This window comes from Periweissella beninensis (assembly GCF_016908275.1).
GTDB lineage: Bacteria > Bacillota > Bacilli > Lactobacillales > Lactobacillaceae > Periweissella > Periweissella beninensis.
On record NZ_JAFBDN010000023.1, the window covers coordinates 1 to 24,524 of the forward strand.

Here is a 24,524-nt window from a genome sequence, read left to right on the forward strand (position 1 = left end):
GACATTCGCAAATTTGTATATCTTAGGTACAAATCCTAAGACCCTTACACATTTGATTGTCAAAACTTTATTCAGTTTTCAAAGATCTACTTGATAAATTAACTTTATCAACAATTAATTATTATACACATCAATCATTTATAAGTCAACATTTTTTATTTTTTGTTGACTTATAAATATTTTTTAAGCTTAAGAAAAACATTTTCTTGTAAGCTCTTTAAATATAATACCAAATATTTTTTATAATGCAAAGCTTTTTTTATTTTTTTAAACAAAAAATTCTTAGTTATGTGAACGTAGTGAAAAATACCTTCAACATAATTACTAAGAATTCTTTATATATATTAATTTAAAAGTTTTCCTGGTTAATCTAGCCGTGCACGAAGCTCTTTTGTCTTTTCTTCATAACCCGGTTTCCCTAATAACGCAAACATATTTGTTTTATAAGCTTCAACCCCAGGTTGATCAAATGGATTTATCCCATTAAGATATCCTGAAATTCCCACAGCAATTTCAAAGAAATAAATTAAATATCCCAAAGAAAATTCATCTTGCTTTTCAATTTCTACAATCATATTAGGAACACCACCGTCAACATGCGCTAAAACAACTCCTTGCATAGCAGTATCATTAACATATGACATATTTTTACCTTGTAGATATCCTAATCCATCTAAATCTTCTGTCATTGTAGGTACAATATGATCACTAACAGGTGTTGCCACCTTTAAAATAGTTTCCATTAAATTACGTTGGCCATCTTGAATATACTGCCCTAATGAATGTAAATCTGTTGAAAAATTAGCAGATGAGGGATAAATCCCCTTATGATCCTTACCTTCTGATTCTCCTTGTAATTGTTTCCACCATTCAGCAAAGTATTGTAATGTTGGTTCCCAATTAATAAGTAGTTCAGTATTATAACCCTTGCGATATAAAATATTACGCATCGCTGCATATTGATATGCACCATTTGTTTTCAAATCAGCATTTCCATAATCCTCTGATGCTTGTCTAGCCCCTTTCATTAATTGATCAATATCAGCACCTGAAGTTGCAATTGGTAATAATCCAACTGCTGTCAATACTGAGAACCGACCACCAACTGCATCTGGAACAACAAACGTTTCATAATTTTCAGCATCTGCCTCAGTTTTCAAAGCACCACGTTTAGCATCTGTAGTAGCATATATTCGTTTAACTGCCCCTTGCTTACCATATTTCTTTTCAAGTAACTCTTTAAAAATCCGAAAAGCAATCGCTGGTTCAGTTGTTGTTCCTGATTTGGAAATTACATTTACAGAAAAATCACGATCACCAATCACCTTAATTAAGTCATTAAGATATGCTGGACTAATTGAATTACCGACAAATAAGATCTGTGGATAGTCTCGTTGTGAATCGGGTAAGTAATTGTAAAAATATTCATGTAAAAAATCAACAGCTGCCCGAGCACCCAAGTATGATCCACCAATGCCAATAACTACCAAAACATCTGAATTTGCTTGAATATTTTTAGCTGCTTTTTTAATTCTAGCAAATTCATCCTTATCATAATCTGTTGGTAAGTTAACCCAACCTGTGAATTCTGAGCCCACACCAGTTCCTTGACGTAGTTCTTGATCAGCAGCACTGACCATTGCTTGCATTTGTCCTAATTCGTGATCATTAACAAAGTTCAAAACGTTTGAGTAATCAAATTTAATACGTGCCATCATAAAGCCTCCTGAATTTATCTGATGGCTAAATTATAATACAAAAGCGCTTACATTACTATAGGTATAGACCTTTTATCTTAAATTTTATTCTTTTTTACTTAACATATTCAATTTATATATATACTTTGTGTTCAGAATTAAACTTTTTTACGCAAAATTTTTCATACCATTCATGACCATCAACTTAGCCATTATTAATTAATTTAGTAGACTATTACTATTAACAATAGTAAAAAAACGACGGAAGTTATAAAGTTCCGTCGTTTTTTACATTTTGCCACCTGTTTCATTTATCCTTTGCTATACTCTACTATTTACATTAGTCAAGTAAACGATGTAAATCATACTTTTTAAGTATCTTAATTAATTTCTTAGCATAGTTAGGGTCAGTAGCATAGCGATTTACTAACGCCTTAGCAGCTTGTTTATAGTTTTTAGCATTCTTTTTCCATGTTCCCGCATAATAATTTTTATTAAAGCTAGGTCCATTACGTAGTTTCTTAGCATTATCTGCAAATGAATCCTCTGCTGTCGGATATTTCCTAAAATTTGCTTTAATATAGTACCATCCCCTACTAGCTGAATGTTCTGCGGTTAACATTTTAACCGACTTACCATTGTAAGTTCCTTTCATTCCAAAAAAATTATTACCTTGCATTGATAAAATAGAAGTTCCCCATGCACTTTCTAGGCCTGCTTGTGCCATTTGAACAGAAGCATATAATCCATATTTACGCGTTACCTTAGTAACATCACTAGCATATTTACTAATAAAGCGTTGTTCTAATGTCGGATTAGCAAAACTTATATTAGTTGCATAATTTTTTTTGTATAAATTTTAACTAACTTTTTATTAGCACTAATATAACCACCTGAAACCTTTAAGCGTGGTGTTTTCCCATCAGACCATTCAATAGCATTAACCGTTAAAATATGATAAGCACTATATTTTTTTATTCTTTTTTTAAAATTAACATCCTGATAAATGTTTATATTTTTTTAAGTTATTATTTTCTTTTTATTAGCTAAAATTAAATAATTTTTTGCTTTATTACTCTTGGTGTTAATAAAATAATCGATATTAGCAGTAATATAGCCCTGATTTATTTTTATACGAGGGGTTTTACCGCTACTTTCTTGAAGTTGCTTCACTGTTATTTTAGTATTAGCTTTCATTACACCAATTTTTTGATTACTAGCAAATTTAGTCGACTTATAAATATTAGCTTTTTTTATTAATATCAAACTTTGGTTCTCTTGGACGTATTTAGCTGACTTAGCTAATACGTCATATTAAAGCTCATAATCCCTACAATAAAAGTTAGCGTGATAACTATTTTTTTCATTATATTCTATAATTTCACTTTCTTTAAAAATATACCATTAGATAACTTAACATTTTAAGATTACAACCTTATTACGGTTTCAAATAAATATTACCACTAGATGATTGCAATCTACTGCTATATTTATTTTTACTGATCAAATACCAAAAAAAGATAATCTTAACCTCCTAAAGGCAAAGACTATCTTAAGACACGTATATTGCTAATTAATCACTAACACAGTTAAAAAATAAAACATTGTATTTTTTATCATTATCTATTTAATAGTATTAATACTATTGTATATAGCATAATTAACTTATCGATACTAATCGCTTACGCAAATCATTATTTAAAATAATCTACGCCATACTTTTTTTAGATAAGGTATTTTTCTCTTTATAAAAAGATTAATAGCTTGCCTTGCTGGCATTCCTAACTTAGTTTGACTATGAATTAAATTTTGCTTTGCTAGGATTGCTTGATAAACACGTTTTGAATTATTCTTATCCATTAAATTAAAGTATTTTTCTCGCATACTAGCAAACTCATCTTTTTCCTGAAAATCATTATTAATATATTCTACAATTTTATCAATTGTTTCTGTTGCAGAAAAAGTCACATCACCAAACAATTCGGTAGTAAAGTCTAACGAAGAACCCTCATATGTTAGATATTTTTCCTGATCAAATTGATAAAAAATTGTTGGCTTTTTTAAATAAAACATTTCCCATAACACTGATGAGTAGTCAGAGATCATTAATGAACTTTTCATAATCATTTCATCCATTGGCACTTCAAGAAACTCATAAGCATCAATTATCGTGGTATCTATATCAAATAAATGGATATAATCTTTAAATTTAGGATGCATAAAAAAAGCTATTCTAGCATTATGTGCTTTTAATAGGTCTTTTAACCTAGGATTATTTAAAAATGCTTGGTATTCCAAATAAAATTCAGATTGTTTAAATAAATCATCTGGCATCCCCGCCATCCAATTTCGCCATGTTGGCATCACAAAAATTTGCTTAAAATTAATCTCCGATTGTTGATTTTCCATGACATCCCATCGTGGTAATCCAGTCGCGACAACTTCATTATCATCAAATCCCCATTCATTAATTGCCAAATGTTTTTTTTCCCATTCACTAGGTGCCATAACTAAATCAAATTGACCTGCTGATTTATAAAAATCCTTAACTTTCTTAATTCCATTCACACCATGTTGTAAATATACCAATTTTTTATTAGCAATTACTCTTCCCATTGGTGTTTGCCTTTGCAACAGATTATAAGCATTTCTACGGGTATCAGATGAAATTAACGTATCTGCAGCAAATAAATAAACAAAGTATTTAAATGACATGTATGGCAAAACACGTTCCTTTTTATCTGCTAAAAAATGATACTCTGGTGAAGTTTTATCAATTACATAATAATAGTCATCTTTTAATTTATTTTGATATACATAATTAAAAAAGTGATATCCACTATCATGTGCTGATTGTGCCATTTTTTCATAGCCAATCCAAATTTGTTTTTTTTGTAAATGGCTACCGAAAAATTTAACATACCAATATGCCACGTGCTCAATGAAATAGTTTTTAGTATTTTCAAAAGATTCACGATGCCTAAATACAAACGATAAACTACCACGTTTTGTTAGATATGGATAAAATATATCATTATTTATTGCGATTTGTTGGCGTATCGGTTGTTGCGAAATTTTGTATTTCACATTCTCAGTTGCTTTAGCTACCCTAAGATAAAATTGTTCACCATCTAATTGTATCTTTAAATACATATCCCAATATAAAGCAATTAAGTTAAGCTTTACTACCTGAGTTGATACAATCAACTTGGATGTATTTTTTTGATCAATCTGTATATCCAATATTCGTTCATTAAATTCATCTGGATTTCTTTGAATAATAACGGGCGTAAATTTGAAGTTGCTAGTGGATAAATTATTAACATTAATAACCAATTTAAATGTATTTTTATTTTTTTGATAATTTTCGATTACGGGATTAATTTGATATCGTTCTTTAATTAAATTGCCCATCGTATCTTTACTTAATGCAAAATTTCGATTTTTTGTTAAATATAATTGAAAACCTTTATAGTTAAAATTAGTTGGGTTATCTTGCCTAAACAAATGGATATAACGTTCTTGATTAAGAATTGGCAAATCATCTGAAAAGTATACTTTTTTTAATTTCCAATCAATATTATTATTAGAAACTAGCAAAAATAAGTCCCATCTACCATTACCACTGTTTTCAAGCTCATCTTGCAAAAAACTACTGATATTAAAACGATATTTTACTTTCTGCTTTATTTCTAAATTATCACTTTCAACAATATGAAACTCCGAACTTTTACGTTTTTTGAGGATTAGTACTGCTATTCCCACTGCTTCATCTAGTACTATGTTTAAAAATTTATTCTGTTCAACCGAAATCCTTGCATTAATTTGTTGACCCTTGTAATTAAAATCAATTTCACTCGGTATAATAATTTTATTTTGTTTTTTAGCCAACTTATTTAAATTTAAAACCCTAGCATATTTAGTTTCATCAAGTAATTCTTCCGGAATCCGACTATAAGTCATATTGCCATTTAAACTGTTAATTACCAATACATTTTGTTCCCAAACATCTACATCTAATTTATGAACATGATCATATTTTATTAGCTCTTTTCTTTTATCAAAAAACCTAATTTCTTCATCTAAAAAATAGTCATTTTGATCTAAATTAATTTCTATTCTATTTTTATAACGTTTATAGTTTACTTCTTGATTAGCTACAAACACATTTTTAATTGCTTGTGCATCATCTGAAACAATAATCCGGTTCCCTTTCAATTCAAAGCTCAAGCTTTCAGACATGCTTATTATCCTCCAATTTATCATCATCCTTAGAATGATTTAATGCATTTATCGCTGCTAGAATCCGAGCACTATTTGCATGATCATTTGCAATAAAATATTGCCTATGTAACATTAATTGGTGATCAGTTAACTTAAAGTTATTAACGAGATTTTTTTCCATTGCTGCCAATAATTCAACATTATTCGTAGCCCGCAAGCCAAATAATTCCTGATCCATATCAAGATAGCTTCCCCAGGTTTCTAAATATCTTGATACATCAAATTGATAGAAAATAACTGGTTTTTTCATATAAAACATATCCCAAGCTACTGAGGAATAATCAGTAATCATCAATGAAGCTTTCATAATTTCTTCATTAACTAAGACATCCCCGAATTTATATATAACATAATGCTTTTGATCGATAGTTGTGAAATTATCAATATAATCTTTAAATTTTGGATGTAGGAAAAAGACTAGCTTCATATTATTTTTTTGCAAGAAGGCTAAAATTTGTGGATTTTTTAAAAGAGATTCATATCTTTGAAAATATTCTGTTAATTTAAAATCTTCACCCGGTAAGTCCTCTAACCATGTTCGCCAAGTAGGCATTACAAAAATACTTTTCATTGTATTTTGCTGACTTTTATCAACTAATAAATCCCACCGTGAAAAGCCAGTAGTTGCAATTTTATCATTCGGATAATTCCAATAATCATGAATAATTCTTCGCTCATTATCAGATGTGGCAATTACTAAGTCAAAGCCCCCACGATTAGGTGTATTTTTAAAGTAATCAGTCTTTTTAAAAGCTGTAACCCCATGTTGTAAAAAAATAGCTTGCTTACTTTTAATAATATTATACATATACCCAGATCGAATACGTAAACTATAAACATGTCTTCTTATTTCTGAACCAATTAATTTTTCTGAACGCAATAAGTATAAATAATATTTAAAAGTACCATGCACTAAGAGTTTTTTAGGATACTTTTCTTTTACTTTATGATAATCAGGTGATGCTTTACTTAAAACGTAATAAAAATCGGGATATAAATTATTTTGCATAACATAATCAAAAAATGCATAGCCATTATCTTGAGCTGTCATCGAAAATTTTTCAAATCCTAACCAAATTTTTTTACTATTAAACGGTAAACGCTTGGTTAACCTAAAATAAAATTCTGCTAATTTTTGATTTAGCATCGCACCTTTTGTTTCTACTGCCTCCATGTCTCTAATCATAAAAGCCAATTCTTTACCATAAGTAATATAAGGTGCAACAATTTGATTATTTGCCTGATTAACAAGACTATATTTAAGGTAATTTCGGGTTATCCGCCTTTGAACACGTTGCCCAACTTTATCAACTTTTACTCTTTCCAAGCCCACACCAAAATCCAATAACAAATATAAGTCCCAATATAGTGAATAAAACTCTTGCCAATCCATCATTAATAATGCTTTAACTTGCCAAGCCGTTCCATTGCCTTTAAGCTTCTTTTGCTTAGTTATTAGTAATTCAACACTATGTGTAAATAAATCTGAACGTAATTGCATTACAACTTTACTAATTTCAAAATGATCTTTTGCCGATACATTCATTGTTAATTGTGTTTTCCCCGTCAAGGTCTTATCAATTGAAAACACCATCGTTTTTAGCTGATGGTTAAGTTTAGTTGCTAAGTAATCCTTTTGAATACTTACACTAACAAGATCTTTTTTTGTCTCTTTAATGTCAATTCGCTTTTGCTCAATTAATTGATAATTTGGTAACTGACTGTCACTTATTCTAAAATTAATATCGATATTAAATTTATTAATTTGTAAATTAAGTCCTAAAATCCGCCGTAATATTCGTGGCCAATTTTTAAGATCATCTTGCTCAATTTCAAAAATTAATTGGGGTAACATTGCCTTTACATTAATTATTTTACGACTAGGCCCGTTACCTAAAAAGCCAGTTATCACTCCAGCACTATGCTTAAATAGCCAACTTGAGTGTGCTAATTCAACCCCAATTTTTGTAGCTTTTAACTGTATATTTTTAATATTAGTGATGGTTAATAATGTATTATCTGTAAATAAAATACTATTATCAAAATATTCATGTTGCCAACCATGTAAATCAATCAGCTCAAAATCCGTTACCATAGCTTTCTTTAACTTCACTGCATCTATCGTTTCTGCAGTAATTAGTAAATATTCATAGCGCGTCTTTTCTTTTTCAAAAACTATCCTAAATTGTATTAAATCCCCTGGTAATATATATTCTTTAAGCTGTTTTGCTGCAATTACCAATTCATTACTTTCATTAACTTGATAATTGAACTCTCTTTGTGGCATTTTCAATGAACTAACACTAATTTGGCCATATTTAGGCCAAATTGTTTTAGTATTTAAAATTATTAAACTTAGCTTTGTATCAAATTTAATTTTATCTATGACAATCTTTTTGACTTTTTTCTCCATATCTATTCCTTTATTTTTATATTTGCTTGCTGATAATTATCAAATGATCCAAATATCAATTCTTCAAGGGGTTTCACAATAAAGTTAGTTAACCACACAATTAGTGATCCCACGCTAAATATAATTATCGTAATTAAAATCGCATATGTTAAAATCTGCCAAGCATCAGTAAACTGTTGAGCATTAACAACTCGCCACAACCACTTATGACTAATAGTATTACTTTGTAGTAAGTAAACACCAAAAACATTTGCAGCTAATGTATTAATAAACTTACTATATGGGATATGTAAGCGTAAAAAAATTAATAATATTAGCACTGCTAAGCTTAGTGATAACGGACTCATTGGTGCATTTGCAAGACGTGTATTACTTATCCCAATACTTCTTATAAGCTTAACCAAAAAATTAGCTGGTAAACTATTAAACCAATTCATAAGTTGAATTGAGCAAACACTTAATATTCCTATCATACTAAAATAAATTAAAATAGTTCGTGTTTTGATTTTATTAAAATCTTCTGGATAAATTCTGATATAAGCACCTATAATATACACAAATATCATCCAAGTAACATCACTATAAATACTTATTTTAGGTGCCAATGTCGGCCAAATTGAACCTACAATTAACGTCAATCCTAAAAACCGCCGTAATTCTTTTTTAGTTAAACTCAAAATAAATTTATTTATAAATGGAACAAATAAGTACATAATGACATACGCTGTAATAAACCACCATTGATTATAAAAAATTGGTAAAAAAGAAATTCGCAATTGATTATAAGAAATAGGCTCACCCATTGCCCGAAATACAAAAAATAGCGCAACAGCATACAGCCAAACTTGTAGCCATAATTTACTTAATGACCGCCATTTAAAACGACTTTTAATTAAAAAATAACCAGTTATCAAAACAAAAATGTTAACCCCTAAACGACCACCTGATGCTAACCATTGCGTGGTTAACCTTGCGACATTTGCTGTTTTCTCAACATTCCAAGGTGTATGTAATGAGAGATGATTTATAATAATTAATAAAATTGCGAAAATTCTCAGTAATTCAATATTAGATTTACGTTTTTTTATTTGTACACTTGCCATTTTACGCCTCATATTTCGTTAACTTATAGTTATTTTAAGATATTTTATCAAAAAATATCGTTTTGAATTCACATAATTTAATTATCTTATAAAATACAAAAAAACGATAGTACTCCTTTTAGGTTTTCCTATCGCTCTTTCCTTCCTATTTACTCTACCTTTTACGTTCTTTTGTGATATACTCAGCAATTACATTGGTAACTTGTTGACTAGCAGTCCCTTCAGAATTAATCACAAATAAATCATTAAATTTTTGCCGTTGTTCTTTAAATGATCCATTATCCTCACCTAGACTCATATTGATTGCCTGAATTAATGTTGGTGTATCTTTTACAATTGGGCCTGGTAAATCTTTATGATAATCCATGTAAAAGCCACGAAGTTCGTCACCATAGGCATCAATGTCATAAGCATAAAAAATGATTGGCCGATTTAAAATCGCATAGTCAAAGAAAACTGACGAATAATCTGTAATTAAAGCATCACTCAATAAATATAGATCACTAATATCTGAATAATCGGACGCATTAATAACAAAATCTTCCATGCCAGTTAAGTCTAACTTATTAGCAATTAAATAATGCATCCTTAAAACTAATACATATTCATCACCCATTCTTGCCTGAAGCTCTTTCATATCAAATGGTAGCTCAAATGTATACTCGCCAATCGTTTTAAATTGATTATCACGCCACGTTGGCGCATATAAAATAACTTTTTTATTTTGTGGAATTGCTAATTTTTCTTTTAAACCTGCAATATTTTCAACATTATTTTCCAAAAATAATTTGTCATTGCGCGGATAACCAATTTCTAAAACTTTTTTATTAAAGTTGAAAGCTTGGTGAAATATATTAGTTGAATATCGATTAGGACTAATCAATAAATCCCATTTGGCAACTTCTGAAGTAAAATTGCGTTTATAACGGCGTGTATTTGTCCCAGGCATTTGAACACGAGCCATATCTGTTCCTAATTTCTTTAATGGCGTTCCATGCCAAGTTTGTAAATAAAGCTGTTCTAAATTTTTAGGCAGCCATAACGGGAGTCTTGCATTGACCACTAAAACATCAGCCATGGCAAATAACTTAATCCATTCTAGGGTCCCCCGTTTGACATAGCTTAATCCTTGTGCTTGTGCTTTTGCGATGGTCTGGTCATTAACTGACCAAACCAACTTATAATTAGGGTGCTTTAGTTTAACTTGTTCATAAATAGCCCAAGGACTATCTGATAATTGCCTACCACCAAAGCTTTCAAATACAATTGTTGGTTCGTCAAAGCGGGTATTTTGATATTTTCGATAATACCTTTTATTTTGCTTTCTTTTTTGCCGTAACCGATATTTATGATATCTTTTTTTAATTTTGTAAAATAAGCCTCGAGCTTTACGCACAACATACAATTGTTTTGCAAAAAAGCGACTACTAATAATTACCTGTCGATTAACATCTAATTTCAAATTTATCCATTGTTGTGGATTTGCTTTGTATGTACGTCTTCCTAGTTGACTTTGCACAAAATCGGCTTTGATTGATTGCCAGGAATTAGCAATTTTTATTTTTAAAGTAGCAGCATCTTGAACTAAATTAGTTATGGTCTCAATTTTAATTAATACTTTTATATTTTGTTCATCAACAATTTCCGTCGCAAACTGTTGTAATAATTCATCTTCTAAATTAAAAAGGCCTATTGGATATGCCACAATTTGCTTGTTATCTTGCTTAATAGTAATGACTGCTTGTAATTGTTTTTCAAACCATTTAACTTGTTTAGCACTAACATAGTAATCATTATTTATATTCTTAGTAATTTCAATCGTAAATAATTTATCTTCATTCACTATAGGATGGATAAAGTCATTTGATATAAACGTTAATGCTTTATCAAGTTTTTTCCTTTTTCTAAATCCCAACTTTTGTTTAGTCATTTCCACATTTTTAGCATCAAATAAATAAGCTGTCCATGTATATTTAACATTAGTTCCTTGCGGTACATCACGTAACGTTGCTTTGGCTATTCTTACTTGATTTTCAATAATTGGTAATTGTATTTCCTTTCGCTGAGGTGCATAAATTGAACCCCAATCGACTGTTAATAACAAAGTTGGTGTTTCCCATTCAGCAAATCGCCCATTAAATAACTGGAGTAAATAATAATCATCTTCATTTATAAATGATTTTATTCCTAAAATAGGGCGATATCTTTTGGCTTGTAATTCTGTTTGATCTGTCACGTCATTTCTCATTTCTTATCTTCTCTAAATTAACTAATAGTTTTCATTATAACGCAAAAATAGATTGTAATAAAATAATGATTTTATTACAATCTATTTTAATTTTCTTAAATTAAGGTTGTTGCCTAATAACTACTAAACACATGGCTTTTAAAGTTTCTTTGGGTACTACTTCGGCTTAAAAATGCTTGAATACCATTTGCAGAATTAACGGTAATATTTACAGGAACACCACTAGGTAGAAATTTAGGTGCTACTTGTGCAATGAAATTAGTAAAACTAATAATCTCTGTTTCACTATAAAATTGCGTTGTAATTGTAACTTGTTCACCGGTAATTTTTTTATTAACATATTTTGCTTGTGCTGTCACATCCGAAATTGTAGGGAAATAGTTTTCAATCTGTGATTGAAAGTTTTCAAAACTTTTATTATCATTGCTTGCATAATCACTGGTAGAACTAATTTCAGGAAAAACCTTATTTTCAACGTTCATCTTTTCCCAATTTGAGATGTTGCTAGACGTAGTTTGCGTTTTAGCATAGAATGACCCACCCACCAAACTATCATTAGCTGCTTGTTTGTACATTGCGATTGTTATGGGAACATTTTTACCGATCTTTTTAATTTTACGCATTCGTTCTACAATCAACTTAGCAACTTTTTTGCCATACGCAACACGTTCTTTACTAGTGATTGTTTGTTGATAGGTTGCCCCATACTTAATCTTTTGATAATAGTCAATTGTATTCATTGCAATTCCAATGGTAATTCCCTTTAAAACAAGACTGTTACCATTTTTTTGCATAAAATCTTGTTCCTCAATCGATTCGACATATATTGGATTACGGCTACTATTTTTTTTACCATTGTCCTTTGGATTTAATCCGGTTGGATTACTTTTAGACTTACGACCTAACCAATTGGTTAACTTAGCAGTTGTTAAATATTGTCCTTCTTGGAAAATATAATTACTTGTTGAATAATAACTTTTTGATACACCTAATAGACCATTTTCAAAACTAGTAATATTTAGACTATTTGAATTCCGATTAGCCGTTAGTCCCCGTGCTTTACTTGTTAAATAATGTCCGTTTTTGATTACACCCGCATATTCACTTTTTGATACTTGCCCCGTTGTTTGTACAGATGTCGTTTTTTTACCACTACTGCTCGTACTACTTGAACTATCATCAATATTCCCACAAGCTGCTAATACAATTATTAACACTATGCTAGCAACACCTAACAGTACTTTTTTATATTGCCTCATATTTTTACTCCTAGCTTTTATTGCATTTTTTCTATAAAAGTTTTTTCATCAATAATTTTAATTGCTAAGTCTTGCGCTTTTAATAATTTGCTCCCCGCATCTTGACCAACAATTAATAGATCGGTTTTTTTAGAAATACTATTTGTAACAATTGCTCCTTGCTCTTCTAACCATTTTTGAGCAACTGCTCGTGTTACTTCTTCTAACTTACCAGTTAATACAACTCGCTTATTACTAAACTCCGTATCATCTTTAACTTTAATGCCATTAAATTCAAAATTAACTTGTGCTGCTCGTAGTTTGGTCACTAGTTTTTGTGCTTCTATCCTTCCAAAATATTGTTCAACTGCATCACCAATTTTCATGCCAATGCCATTAATTTGCGCAATTTCTGTTGCTGATTTATGCATAATCGTCGTTAAATCGCCAAATTGTTGCGCAATTTGGCTAGCAGCTTTGATACCAACGCCACGAATTCCTAACCCAAATATTAATCTTTCAACCGAATTTATTTTGGACTGCTTAATCGCCTGTAATAAATTATTTGTCGCTGTTTCGGCAAATTTATCTAAATTAATAAGCTCATCATATCCTAATTGATAGACATCAGCTACATCTTTAATTAAACCTCTGTTAAGTAATTGTGTGATTACCTTAGGACCTAAACCATCAATATTCATTGCATTTCGGCTTGCAAAATGTGTTACTTGCTCTTTTAACTGGGCTGGGCAAGCTGGATTAATACAACGCAAAGCAACCTCATCATCAATATGTACTAAATCACTTGTACACGATGGACACTGTCTTGGAATTACATAGGGATCACTTGATACCTCTCGTTGTGCAGTCAATACTACACCTACCTCTGGAATAATGTCACCTGCTTTATGCAACATGACCTTGTCCCCAATTCGAATATCTTTGGCCATTAAATAATCCGGATTGTGTAGTGATGCTCGACTTACTGTCGTTCCAGCTAATAAAACTGGGGTCATAATTGCGGTTGGTGTAACAACCCCAGTTCTCCCCACCGTCCATTCAATATCAATAATATCCGTTTTGGCTTCTTCAGGTGGAAATTTATAAGCAATAGCCCATTTTGGTACCTTTATCGTATTTCCTAATTCATTTTGTATGGCTAGTGAGTTAACCTTTATGACGATTCCATCAATTCCATAATCTAGTTCATCACGTATACCAGTATACTCCTGAATAAATTTAGCTATTTCTTTTTTATCATGCACGACTTGATTGGTTTGGTTGACTGGTAAACCCAAGTTAGCCAATTTAGTTAACAGTTCAGCCTGGGTGGTTACTTCTAGCTTATCTGTCTCTACTGTATAATACATAAATGCACTAAGTTGCCGTTTCTTAGTAACAGTACTATCTAATTGGCGTAACGAACCGGCCGCAGCATTACGTGGATTCGCAAAGGTTGGTAAGCCTTGTTCTTCCCTTTCCTGATTAAGTTTGGCAAAAGCCTTTTTAGGCATGTATACCTCACCGCGAACTTCAATTGTCAATGGCTCAGTTAATTTTTGCGGAATCGCCTTAATCATCTTGATATTTTCAGTAACATCTTCCCCAATTAATCCATTCCCGCGAGTTGATGCTTGCTTTAATTCACCATTTTGATAAACTAATGCGATTGCTAAACCATCAATTTTTAGTTCAAGATTATATTCATTGCTAATTCCTTTTTTATACCACCATAAGTTAACCTCATCTAGTGAAAACACATCACCTAAAGATAACATTGGTACAGCATGGCTAACTTTAGCTAAATCACTTTTTAAGTTATTGTCACCAACTTTTTGTGTTGGTGAATCAACTGTTTTAAGCATAGGAAACTGTTCTTCGAGCATTTTCAACTCAGCATAAGCTTTATCATATACATCATCAGTTACTGATGGTGCATCCTCAGCATAATATTCTTGACCCCATTTAATAATTTTTATTTTTAGCTGTTGTATTCGCTCATAAGCACTTGCTTGAGTTAGATTTTCCGTTTTGTGATCCATTGTCAAAGTACCTTTCTTTATCTACTCACTAACTTTTGTAATCGGTGCGAAGGCTGCTAGTAGACGTTTAATTCCTTGTTGTGGAAAGGCAATATCAAGTTCCATATCTTCTCCTACACCATTAATTTTAACGACTGTACCTATACCCCATTTTTTATGACTTACTTTTTGACCAGTCACCCAAGTTTTGTTTTCTGCACCGGTTGTACTATTTTTAACTTGCTTAGTAATTTTAGGTTGGCGATACGTACTACGTAACGGTTTAATTTGGCCTTGTTTCGCTTGAAGACTTATCCCATTATCAGCTGTATCAATTAATGATTGTGGAATTTCTTTAATAAATCTTGAGGCTTGATTACTTTGTGTTCGACCATATAGCATACGAGAATAGGCATTAGTCAAATATAGCTTTTTCATTGCACGCGTCACACCAACATAAGCTAACCTACGTTCTTCTTCCAATTGATTATCTTCCATAAGTGCTCGAGATAATGGAAAAATTCCTTCTTCCATCCCTACTAAAAAGACCGTTGGGAACTCCAACCCCTTTGCTGCATGAAGGGTCATCAAGGTAACCTGTTCTGAGCCTACCTCATCTTTGTCTAAATCAGATACTAATGCTAAGTCGGCTAAAAAATCAGTTAATTTATCACGTTGTTCATCTTCGGGTTCATATTTTTCATCAAAGTTTTTAGTAACTGTCAAAAATTCCTGTAAATTTTCAATTCTAGCTTGTGCTTCTAAATTATTTTGACTTTGTAAGTTTTTTAAATAGCCAGTTTTATCAAGAATTTCTTGCGTTAAGTCAGTAATACTAAGAAACTCTTTTTGTTGATAAAAATTTTCAATCATTTTAGCAAATTCCGCAAATTTCATACGCGTCCGACTTGTTATATCACTCGCCAATTCTACATTGGCTGCGGCAGTTAACAACGATAATTCACTAAGATTAGCAAAATTACGTAATTTATCTACTGAAGTAGTACCAATTCCACGCTTTGGTTCATTAATAATACGTTCAAAGCTCATACTGTCTGCTGGATTTGTAACCAATGTTAAATATGCAAGAATATCTTTAATTTCTTTACGGTCATAAAATTTATTGCCTCCAACCATCGTATAAGGCATATTAGCCTTAACCAGGGTTTCTTCAATCGACCGTGATTGTGCATTTGTTCGATACAAAATAGCAAAATCTTTATAAGTTGCTTGCTTTGCATCTAATGCTTTTTTTATTTCACTTACTACATATAATCCTTCTTCATTTTGGGTTTGCCCACGAAAGTATGTAATTGGCATTCCTTGATTATTCTCAGTCCATAATTTTTTAGGTCGCCGCACATTATTATTTTCAATAATTGCATTAGCAGCATCCAAAATCGTTGCTGTGGAGCGATAATTTTGTTCTAACAAAATCGTTTTAGCATCATCATAGTCATTCTCAAAATTTAAAATGTTGTTCATATTAGCACCACGCCAACCATAAATACTTTGATCAGCATCACCTACCACGCATAAATTACGGTATCCTTGAGCTAACATATTAACTATTTTATATTGGGCATCATTCGTATCTTGATACTCATCAACATGAATATATTTAAATTTATCTTGATATGTTTCTAAGATTGTTGGATTTTTTTCAAATAACTCGATAGTGAGCATGATTAAATCATCAAAATCAAGACTTTCACTTAATTTTAACTGTTTTTGATATTCTTTGTAGACACTTGCCACAATTTTTTCATATGGACCGTAGGCATCTTGAGTATATGTTTCAACTGATTTTAATTCATTTTTAGCATTCGAAATTGTTGCTAAAATCGACTTAGGATCAAATTTTTGTGAATCAATATTAAAATCAGTCATAATTCGTTTAACTAAGGTCTTTTGCGCACTTGGATCAGCGATTGTAAAATTCCGGTTATAGCCAATCATATCAATATTACGACGTAAAATTCGTACGGCTAAACTATGAAAGGTTGAAACCCAAATAGCGCTAGCCTCTTCAGCATTAAGTAACATTCCTATCCGCTCTTGCATTTCACGAGCTGCCTTATTCGTAAACGTAATAGCTAAAATTCGCCATGGTGCAACATCCTTTTGTTCAACTAAATATGCTATCCGATGGGTTAACACTCGCGTTTTACCTGATCCCGCACCTGCCATTATTAATAATGGTCCCTCCGTATGCAAAACTGCTGCTTGCTGTTGGTTATTCATTCCACTAAGAAAATCACTATTCACGCTTCTAAATCCTCCTAAAATTATGCTCAAACCTAATGACCATATCTCTTTATTATTGTACCAAATATTATTCTTCGAATAAGAATGCAATTTACAATTTTTTAACTTATTAAATAATGATATAGGTCAGCTGGCACTTCCTTTTTTAATATCAATTCGAACCGAACAACTGGCTCTAATTGCTTATTGCGCTTATTTAATAATTTTGTTTCTTTGGTTGCGCTTTTATCAACAGTACCTTGTCCCAAATAATAAAAATATTTACCTTCATCATCTGATTTTTTGACAAAGACTTCAACTTGCACTTTATTTGTTGCACTATTAAATAGCACTGCTTCCGTTGTTGAAGCCAAAGTACGCTTTGGCTTACTAAAAAATGGTAGCCTGTTTTGACTAATAAATTGATTTTGATACTCAATAGTAGTGATATCTTCACTTTGTTTATCTAACGTAATAAAAATAGGGAGCGTGTGTGTACTTTTATCATACTTATAGCCACCAATATCGAGACTTGGTAAATCTTTTTGCCAATTTAAATTACGAATAACTTCTTTTCTTGAATATCTTTCTTGATACGTTAATTGTTTTGTACTTTGATATTGTTGTTTAATACGTTTAATTCCCGTATTTATTGTGTCTAATAACCAATACGTACTAATTTCATCTATTTCAAGGTTAAATTGCCATGTGTCATTTTTATAAATGATTTTATTTTTTTCACCATATTTTTTTAAATCAGCTTTTGTGTAATAATCCGTAATCATTAACACTCGCATAACTGATAAAAATGTTTGTTCATTCATAAAGTAGTTCTCAAGTAATTTATTGATTGTAGCTTCAGTTAGGTTTTTGTGTAAAATTAACGCTTTTAATATAATTAATTCATGAATTCGCGTTCCAGTTACCAATTCCTGACTTATAAATTGTAGTAACTGCTGCACATCATCCTTAAATATTGGGATATTTTTTACTTTTATTTTTCTTAGAAATTCTGGATACGTTTTATATTTTTGGATGATATCTTTTATCTCAATAACATTGGTATTAAAAACATCACTTAGCATTGGTTGTCGCCCTAATCTATCCAAGAGCTGCATAAACTGTTCTCGTAATAGCTTAAGATTATCAAACTTGGTCTTATTGACTGCCCTTAAAATTTGTTTAGCCGCAATTTCTTCAAAATTAATTGTCGTTGTTCCCACTAATGTTAATTGTTGAAGTTGTTTTCTTAAAAGCTCCTTATCGTGCAAATTATGTGTTAAAAAAGCCTGCGGTATTAAGTAGTTTTGCTGATAGTTACCAATAAAATCTAACACAGTAACATATTCCTTATTATTGCTTTTCCTAAGCCCCCGTCCTAACTGTTGTAAAAATATAATTCTTGACTGTGTTGGCCTTAACATAATGATTTGATTTACACTAGGAATATCAATTCCTTCATTAAATAAATCAACTGTTATCAAGTATTTTAATTTTCCTTTTATTAAATCATTAACAGCTTGCGTTCGCTGTTGCGCTGAATTTTTTGCTCCTAAAAATTTAGCTGCCCAACCAAGCTGGCTTAACTTATCAGCTAATATTTCGCCTTCTTGTTGTCGGCTAACAAAAATCAATCCTTGTAATTTTTCTCCAGAAAAACCATAATATGTTGCCTTTTCAATAATATATGTTACACGCTCATCCAAGACTAAATGTTTGAGATCAGTGATATCATCAATTAAGTGACCATCTATTTCATAATCAGTTACACCAATATAGTGAAACGGAACCAACATATCAGCCGCCAAAGCTTCTTTTAAGCCTATTTCATAGGCTAAGTGATAATCAAATAGTTCGTAGACGTTAAATCCATCCGTTCTTTGTGGCGTTGCCGTTAGTCCTAATAAAAACTTAGGTCTAAAGTAATTTAAAATAAGCTGATATGATGGTGCGATTGCTCGATGTGTTTCATCGATTAAAATATAATCAAATTGCTCCCTTGCAAAATCATTGGTGTGCCTAGTTAATGTTTGAATGCTAGCAAAGATATATTTTGCCTTTGTTGGTACTGCTCGTTGCTCTCCTAGGTAAATATAATAATCAGCTGGATTGTTACCTAACACGTTCATAAATGTTAATTTTGCCTGTTGCAATAGCTGCTCGCGATGTGCTATAAAAAGGACCTTTTTTGCCTTAGCTTGCTGAACATCAAAAGCTGCTAAATATGTCTTTCCAGTTCCAGTTGCCGACACAACCAGTGCTTTTTTAACATGGTTGCTCCGTAATTTTTCAATTGCTTGTAATGCTTTTTCTTGCATATTATTCGGTTTCACACAATCTTGTTTTACACAATCTTGTTTTACACAATCTTGTTTTACATAATCTTCTGTCAGTAATCCTTGTCGTTGTGGTAACCAATCCTGCCGATAATATTTTATCCATTCAGTTGAAATGGGCTTAGCCATATGCCAAAGCTGTGTTAACCGCATTTCTATCGCTTGGTTAAATTGATTATTAATTGGTAGCTTAGTAACCGTATGCCATTCTTCAGTAGTTACTAAAGCATTAGCAGTTAGATTACCGCTGCCTAAAATCACTACACGTTCATTAGGTCTTTCAAATACATATACTTTCATATGAACAGGTACTTCATCCAACACACGTACTTCTACATTTGTGAGTTTACTTAATTCAGTAAAAATCTTGGGATGATTAAATTTTAAATATGTCGATGTAATTATCTTACCGTGAACATTATGCTTGGCCAATGTTGCAAGTTGTGTCTTAAGCATTAAAAGTCCAGCTTCAGTAATGAAGGCAACGGCAAAAATAAAACTTAAACTATTTAGTAGATAATAGTTTAAGTTTTTTAGTAACGTGATCCCTTGCTGATTTGTAATTAAGCTAATATTATCATTGTTAGTTTCGTTTAACTCCATTATTTACCTCAATCAACCTACCTTATTTTAAAACGCCAAAAATTGTTAATATTGTTAGTAACATTGCTATTGTATTATTAACCATATGGACAGCTATCGACAATTTTATCTTGCCTGATTTTTTATAAATATACGCCAAAACACTTCCCATCGTAGCGTATAATATGAAGCTTACAATATTCGTGCTAGCATGCCCTAATGAAAATAACATTCCACTTAAAATAACATTTATCCACCAATTACTATTAACAAAAAAATAGTTAATAACTAGCCCACGAAAAATAAATTCTTCCACAAATGGTGCAATGAACGCAGCTGTTAGTGAAAACACAATTAATACCAAATGATTAATCGAGAGTAACGACTCAATATTTTTTTGGTTTTGTGTTGATGTTGCTTGGTATAAGTATTGTGCCAACAAATTAAAAATAAAGTTAAGAACATAAATAAGACCTACTGTTTTAAAAATCGTATTTATTTCGTCACTTGTAAACCGTGTAAACTGTGGTAGCTTTAAATTAGGTTTTAAAAAACTCCATGCTAACCAACCAATTAATAGGTATGCTAACACATATATAAATGGTGCTAACACGTTGATGGTTGGATTATTGACTAACGATCCAATTTGAATAATTAATGGACAAATAATTACTAATAGGACACATCCCAAAAAAATAATAATCCTCGTTATTATACTTAAATCTTCTGCTTTTTTTTTCACTTATGCTTCCTCACTATTTTTATTGTGGCTAGCATTTTGCTTTTGTAACCAAATAACAACAAACGTCATCAATAAACTACTAATAATAAATATAAAAATAAAAACACTTATCGTGATCATCATTGACCAATGAAATTTGATACTTGCTAAACTAGCTAGACTGAATATCACCATAATTATGCCACTTAAACTACACTTAATTGCTTTTTGCATTTTACATCCTCATTAAAATTTTTCGTTGAATACTATCCGCAATATTTGTTGATATTCATAAGTTTGAAATGAATATAGCCTAATAAAATTAATTTTCATTCTTCTAATTGGCACAATCCACAAGCTTTCTAGATCATGCTCATCAGTATATATTAGCCTAACTTCATCATCTGTCACTGCGTCTAAGTAACCGGTAACTTCTGTATCTTGCTGATTTTCATCAGTCCAGCCAATTGTTAAAACTATTTTATTAACCAAAGCTTTAACTAAGATTGCCGCCATGATTGGTTGAGAAACATGTTGTACTAAATTTTGCATTTTTTCTTGAATTTGCCATATATCATAATAACCTTGCTTTTTCGCTAATTGTTCTTTAATTTTTATTGCCGTCAAATAGCTACTATTTTCACTGATTGTTACAATATTTTTTCGTTCAATAATAATAATTCCATTGATTTTACCATTTGGATCAATCGTCTTTACAATAATTGTTGTTTCATCAAATTGGCTAATGTAGCCAACCGTAAAAGTTTTAGGATTACAAAAATGTTGTATTTCCACTAATTGCTTATTAACTTTTATTTTATTTATTTTTTCTGTTAAATCATTCAAAATTAATTACCTGAATTTCTGTCCTAATATTATTTACCGTAACAGTCCAATTCTATTTAATCAATTGTATCATTATTAGTTAACCATTTTTTACTAAAATTTTAGCTAACTAAAGTATTTTCAATAGTCTAACTATAATAAGTATGCTATTATGTTTAATGTAAATTATTATTCTAGGGGGGTCAACGATGTTAGAAGAATTTAAAACATTCTTATTACGTGGTAATATATTAGATTTGTCAATTGGGGTTATCATTGGTAGTGCTTTAACAGCTGTTGTTAAAGCGCTATCGGTTGGGTTAATTATGCCACTTGTTAACTTGTTCATGTTTAAGATTGACTTGAGTGCACTTACATACACATTTGGTAAAGTTTCGTTTAAATTTGGCTTAGTATTACAAGCACTTATTTCATTTATCATTACTGGCTTTGTATTATTCATGATTGTTAAAGCTGTCAATAAGTTCTTCCGAAAGCAAGCACCAGAGGAAGCAGTCGTTCAAAACGTTGAACTTGAAACCTTACAAGAAATTCGTGATTTATTAAAAAATAAATAATGTAATTTACTCTTTTAAGTAACTAATAAGTAACTAATTCGTATTTTGAGTTAGTTGCTTTTTTAATTACATGTATCACAAAAACTATTTATCCTTTTAAGACATCTAGACACAATCAATGTGACAAGGGAGATCAAAACAAAAAAAAGATAGTCCAACACCAAATTAATGATATGACCTATCTTTATAAATTAATATCTTATTTTAAAATTCAGTAACTAATTATTTATTTAATGCCAATAACTCAACACCTTTGTTCATTAAAATGTACCCTTGTCCACTTGGTGTAAAAAAGCCACCTTCCCATTCTCGACCATACGTTGAATTTTCATTTGCTGTTTTAAAAACTAAATAGCCAATATCACTCGCTGTTAAGCTTCCTAATTTATTAACTGGCATTTTCATTAACGTATCATCAGATTCTAAATATAGTTCATTTTCAAGTGGATCAAAAAATATTCCTTGCTTATTAGTGCCAATATTTTGTTTAATAACTTGAACTAATTTCAGTTGAAGCATATGATTGCGCTCATCAATTTGGCCTTGATATATTTTGATACCTGTCGTTCGATTCATCCTTTGATAAACGTATGAATAAAAATTGCCACGATTATCAAAAGTCAAATTATGCAAGGGCTTGATAATTTTTCCGTTTTCATCTTTTGTTGTGTAGTTTATTGTATACTTGGGCGTTAAAGTCGTTGAATTAATTTCTTGTAAGACGCTCTCCTTTTGCGTATATTTTTTATCTGGATTTTGTTGATCAACCATCATCCATAAATTATTATTTATCGTATCATACGCAAGCGTCTCTCCATGTCCAATTCTTAACTTGGGGCCAACCTTCATATATTTTTTATAGCGTTTCCAATCAATTTCTTTACCAGTTCGTAATTGACGATATGCCTTGTACGCAATTTTTCTTAATTCACCAATCTTTACCTGATCATTGTTAATGGCCTTTAAGTCATACCTTATAATGCGGCCGCTATTTGTCCCCGCCCCATAAGAAACCATTATATATATATACTGTTGTCCATCATAGGTTACCGCTTGCACATTTTTAAACCCATTCACATTTCCTAACCCATTACTTGTCTGATCATCACTTTCAGCACTAGCAGTAGGTAAAAATAAGCTAGTTTTTAATGTAGCTGGTTGCATATTTATCGCTAATGTGGAAGCATAAGTATTTACTTTATTTTCATAGTGTCCAGGTTTAGTATTAAAATTTGGCGATGTTGAATAACTTGCATCAGCATTGGTATCTTCAGCTGGTGCTTTAATATAACTAGGTGCATCAATATTATCAACAGTGGGTGGATTTATTAATGATGTGATATCTAGTGGATTATCTAGAATCGTCGTAGTTGTATTGTCAATTTTTTCAAATTTATCACCTAATTGGTTTTCAAGAACATAGTAATCTTTGTTAGTATTAATATCTTTAACTTGATAATATTTGCTTAATGTTCCATTAGCTTCTTTTACCGTTGCTAATTCTTGGATAGTATATTGATTTAAATCAGTTTTTTTTATTTTTCTAATTACTTTTATCTTAAAATCATCATCATCACCTTTAAATTGGTACAACGTTGTATCAGGCTTTAAGGTAGTATCAGTATTAATATCTGTGTAATCATCATTAATAATTTTATTAACCAATTTCATTGCTTTTGTTTTTAATATTAAATAGTTATGTTGCTTAATGTTAATTTGGTAATAAGTTTGCTTTTTCCTAGCACTAGTCATCAAAGTGACGATATTATTACTTATAAACGCGTCTTCAGACTTAGCTAACTTAGTATTTTTCAATAACATGTACTTACCATATCGGTTAGTACTGTAGCCTTGATTAGTTTTAAGTTTAATGACGGTATTTTGAGCAAGCATTTTTTTGATATTCAAAAAATGAATATTTTTAAAACTACTTAACTTAACATAACCTATATGCATATTTTTTTTAACTTTAAAATATGGTTGTTTTTTCTTATCAATTGGCATAAGTAATACTTGATTACTAGTAATGGAATCAAAATTACTAATATATAGCTTTTTATTTGTTTGTACCCGTAAATTATTTTTTGGTTGTAATTGATATATTTTAGTTTGCTTATTTATAGGGTTTAATGTTGTTCGAAAATTTCAATAACAAGTTAGCCACTTGGACAAAATAAATTGAATCCAAGTGATATCAGTATTTGAAGTTTATAAATATGTCTTTAAGCGCC

The 24,524-nt window shown here is 30.8% G+C and carries 16 protein-coding genes and 1 pseudogene; 1 reads left to right on the plus strand and 16 read right to left on the minus strand.

Going from position 1 to position 24,524, the window contains the following annotated elements; translation table 11 throughout:
• Positions 1–365: 365 nt before the first annotated feature.
• The 15 genes and pseudogenes from JOC59_RS07450 to JOC59_RS07515 all read right to left on the minus strand — a co-directional run bounded on the left by JOC59_RS07450 (position 366) and on the right by JOC59_RS07515 (position 21,736).
• Positions 366–1,715 carry a glucose-6-phosphate isomerase gene (locus JOC59_RS07450; protein ID WP_205144173.1) on the minus strand — a complete coding sequence of 450 codons (1,350 nt, stop codon included), beginning with the start codon at positions 1,713–1,715 and terminating at the stop codon, positions 366–368.
• 322 nt (positions 1,716–2,037) lie between these two features.
• Positions 2,038–2,526, minus strand: coding sequence for a glycoside hydrolase family 73 protein (locus tag JOC59_RS07455; RefSeq protein WP_311734481.1), 489 nt, complete (start codon positions 2,524–2,526; stop codon positions 2,038–2,040).
• Positions 2,523–2,711 carry a DUF5776 domain-containing protein gene (locus tag JOC59_RS09555; RefSeq protein WP_375792756.1) on the minus strand — a complete coding sequence of 63 codons (189 nt, stop codon included), beginning with the start codon at positions 2,709–2,711 and terminating at the stop codon, positions 2,523–2,525. Before JOC59_RS09555 ends, JOC59_RS07455 begins: the two co-directional genes overlap by 4 nt.
• 6 nt (positions 2,712–2,717) lie before the next feature.
• Positions 2,718–2,972, minus strand: a pseudogene (locus JOC59_RS07460) (DUF5776 domain-containing protein); the annotation flags it as partial.
• A 423-nt stretch (positions 2,973–3,395) separates the two neighbouring features.
• Positions 3,396–5,939 (minus strand): CDP-glycerol glycerophosphotransferase family protein, encoded by a 2,544-nt coding sequence (locus JOC59_RS07465; protein ID WP_205144175.1) that lies wholly within the window; start codon positions 5,937–5,939, stop codon positions 3,396–3,398.
• Positions 5,932–8,394, minus strand: a complete 2,463-nt coding sequence (locus JOC59_RS07470; protein WP_205144176.1) for a CDP-glycerol glycerophosphotransferase family protein — start codon at positions 8,392–8,394, stop codon at positions 5,932–5,934. The genes JOC59_RS07465 and JOC59_RS07470 overlap by 8 nt, the downstream gene beginning before the upstream one ends.
• Positions 8,395–8,396: 2 nt before the next feature.
• Positions 8,397–9,497 (minus strand): acyltransferase, encoded by a 1,101-nt coding sequence (locus JOC59_RS07475; protein ID WP_205144177.1) that lies wholly within the window; start codon positions 9,495–9,497, stop codon positions 8,397–8,399.
• Positions 9,498–9,651: 154 nt separating this feature from the next.
• Complete coding sequence (locus tag JOC59_RS07480; protein WP_205144178.1) at positions 9,652–11,733, minus strand: CDP-glycerol glycerophosphotransferase family protein; 2,082 nt, start codon at positions 11,731–11,733, stop codon at positions 9,652–9,654.
• 125 nt (positions 11,734–11,858) lie between these two features.
• Positions 11,859–13,004: a CamS family sex pheromone protein gene (locus tag JOC59_RS07485; protein ID WP_205144179.1), complete on the minus strand. Its 1,146-nt coding sequence runs from the start codon at positions 13,002–13,004 to the stop codon at positions 11,859–11,861.
• Between the two features lie 17 nt (positions 13,005–13,021).
• The gene (gene ligA / locus JOC59_RS07490) at positions 13,022–15,025 is read right to left on the minus strand and encodes an NAD-dependent DNA ligase LigA (protein ID WP_205144180.1); all 2,004 of its coding nucleotides are present in this window, start codon (positions 15,023–15,025) and stop codon (positions 13,022–13,024) included.
• Positions 15,026–15,046: 21 nt separating this feature from the next.
• Entirely contained in the window at positions 15,047–17,248 is a 2,202-nt protein-coding gene (pcrA, locus tag JOC59_RS07495; RefSeq protein WP_205144188.1) for a DNA helicase PcrA, read from the minus strand.
• A gap of 125 nt (positions 17,249–17,373) precedes the next feature.
• The gene (locus JOC59_RS07500; RefSeq protein ID WP_205144181.1) at positions 17,374–20,190 is read right to left on the minus strand and encodes a DUF3427 domain-containing protein; all 2,817 of its coding nucleotides are present in this window, start codon (positions 20,188–20,190) and stop codon (positions 17,374–17,376) included.
• Between the two features lie 22 nt (positions 20,191–20,212).
• The gene (locus tag JOC59_RS09475; protein WP_205144182.1) at positions 20,213–20,911 is read right to left on the minus strand and encodes a CPBP family intramembrane glutamic endopeptidase; all 699 of its coding nucleotides are present in this window, start codon (positions 20,909–20,911) and stop codon (positions 20,213–20,215) included.
• On the minus strand, positions 20,912–21,124 hold the full coding sequence (locus JOC59_RS07510) for a hypothetical protein (RefSeq protein WP_205144183.1): 213 nt from the start codon (positions 21,122–21,124) through the stop codon (positions 20,912–20,914). It lies immediately after the preceding gene.
• A 12-nt stretch (positions 21,125–21,136) separates the two neighbouring features.
• Positions 21,137–21,736: a hypothetical protein gene (locus JOC59_RS07515; RefSeq protein WP_205144184.1), complete on the minus strand. Its 600-nt coding sequence runs from the start codon at positions 21,734–21,736 to the stop codon at positions 21,137–21,139.
• 188 nt (positions 21,737–21,924) lie between these two features.
• Here JOC59_RS07515 and mscL point away from each other — a divergent pair, with 188 nt between their 5' ends.
• Positions 21,925–22,293, plus strand: a complete 369-nt coding sequence (gene mscL, locus JOC59_RS07520) for a large conductance mechanosensitive channel protein MscL (protein WP_205144185.1) — start codon at positions 21,925–21,927, stop codon at positions 22,291–22,293.
• A 222-nt stretch (positions 22,294–22,515) separates the two neighbouring features.
• On the opposite strand, the gene JOC59_RS07525 is transcribed toward mscL, so the two are convergent.
• Positions 22,516–24,297, minus strand: coding sequence for a hypothetical protein (locus JOC59_RS07525; protein WP_205144186.1), 1,782 nt, complete (start codon positions 24,295–24,297; stop codon positions 22,516–22,518).
• Between the last annotated feature and the right edge of the window lie 227 nt (positions 24,298–24,524).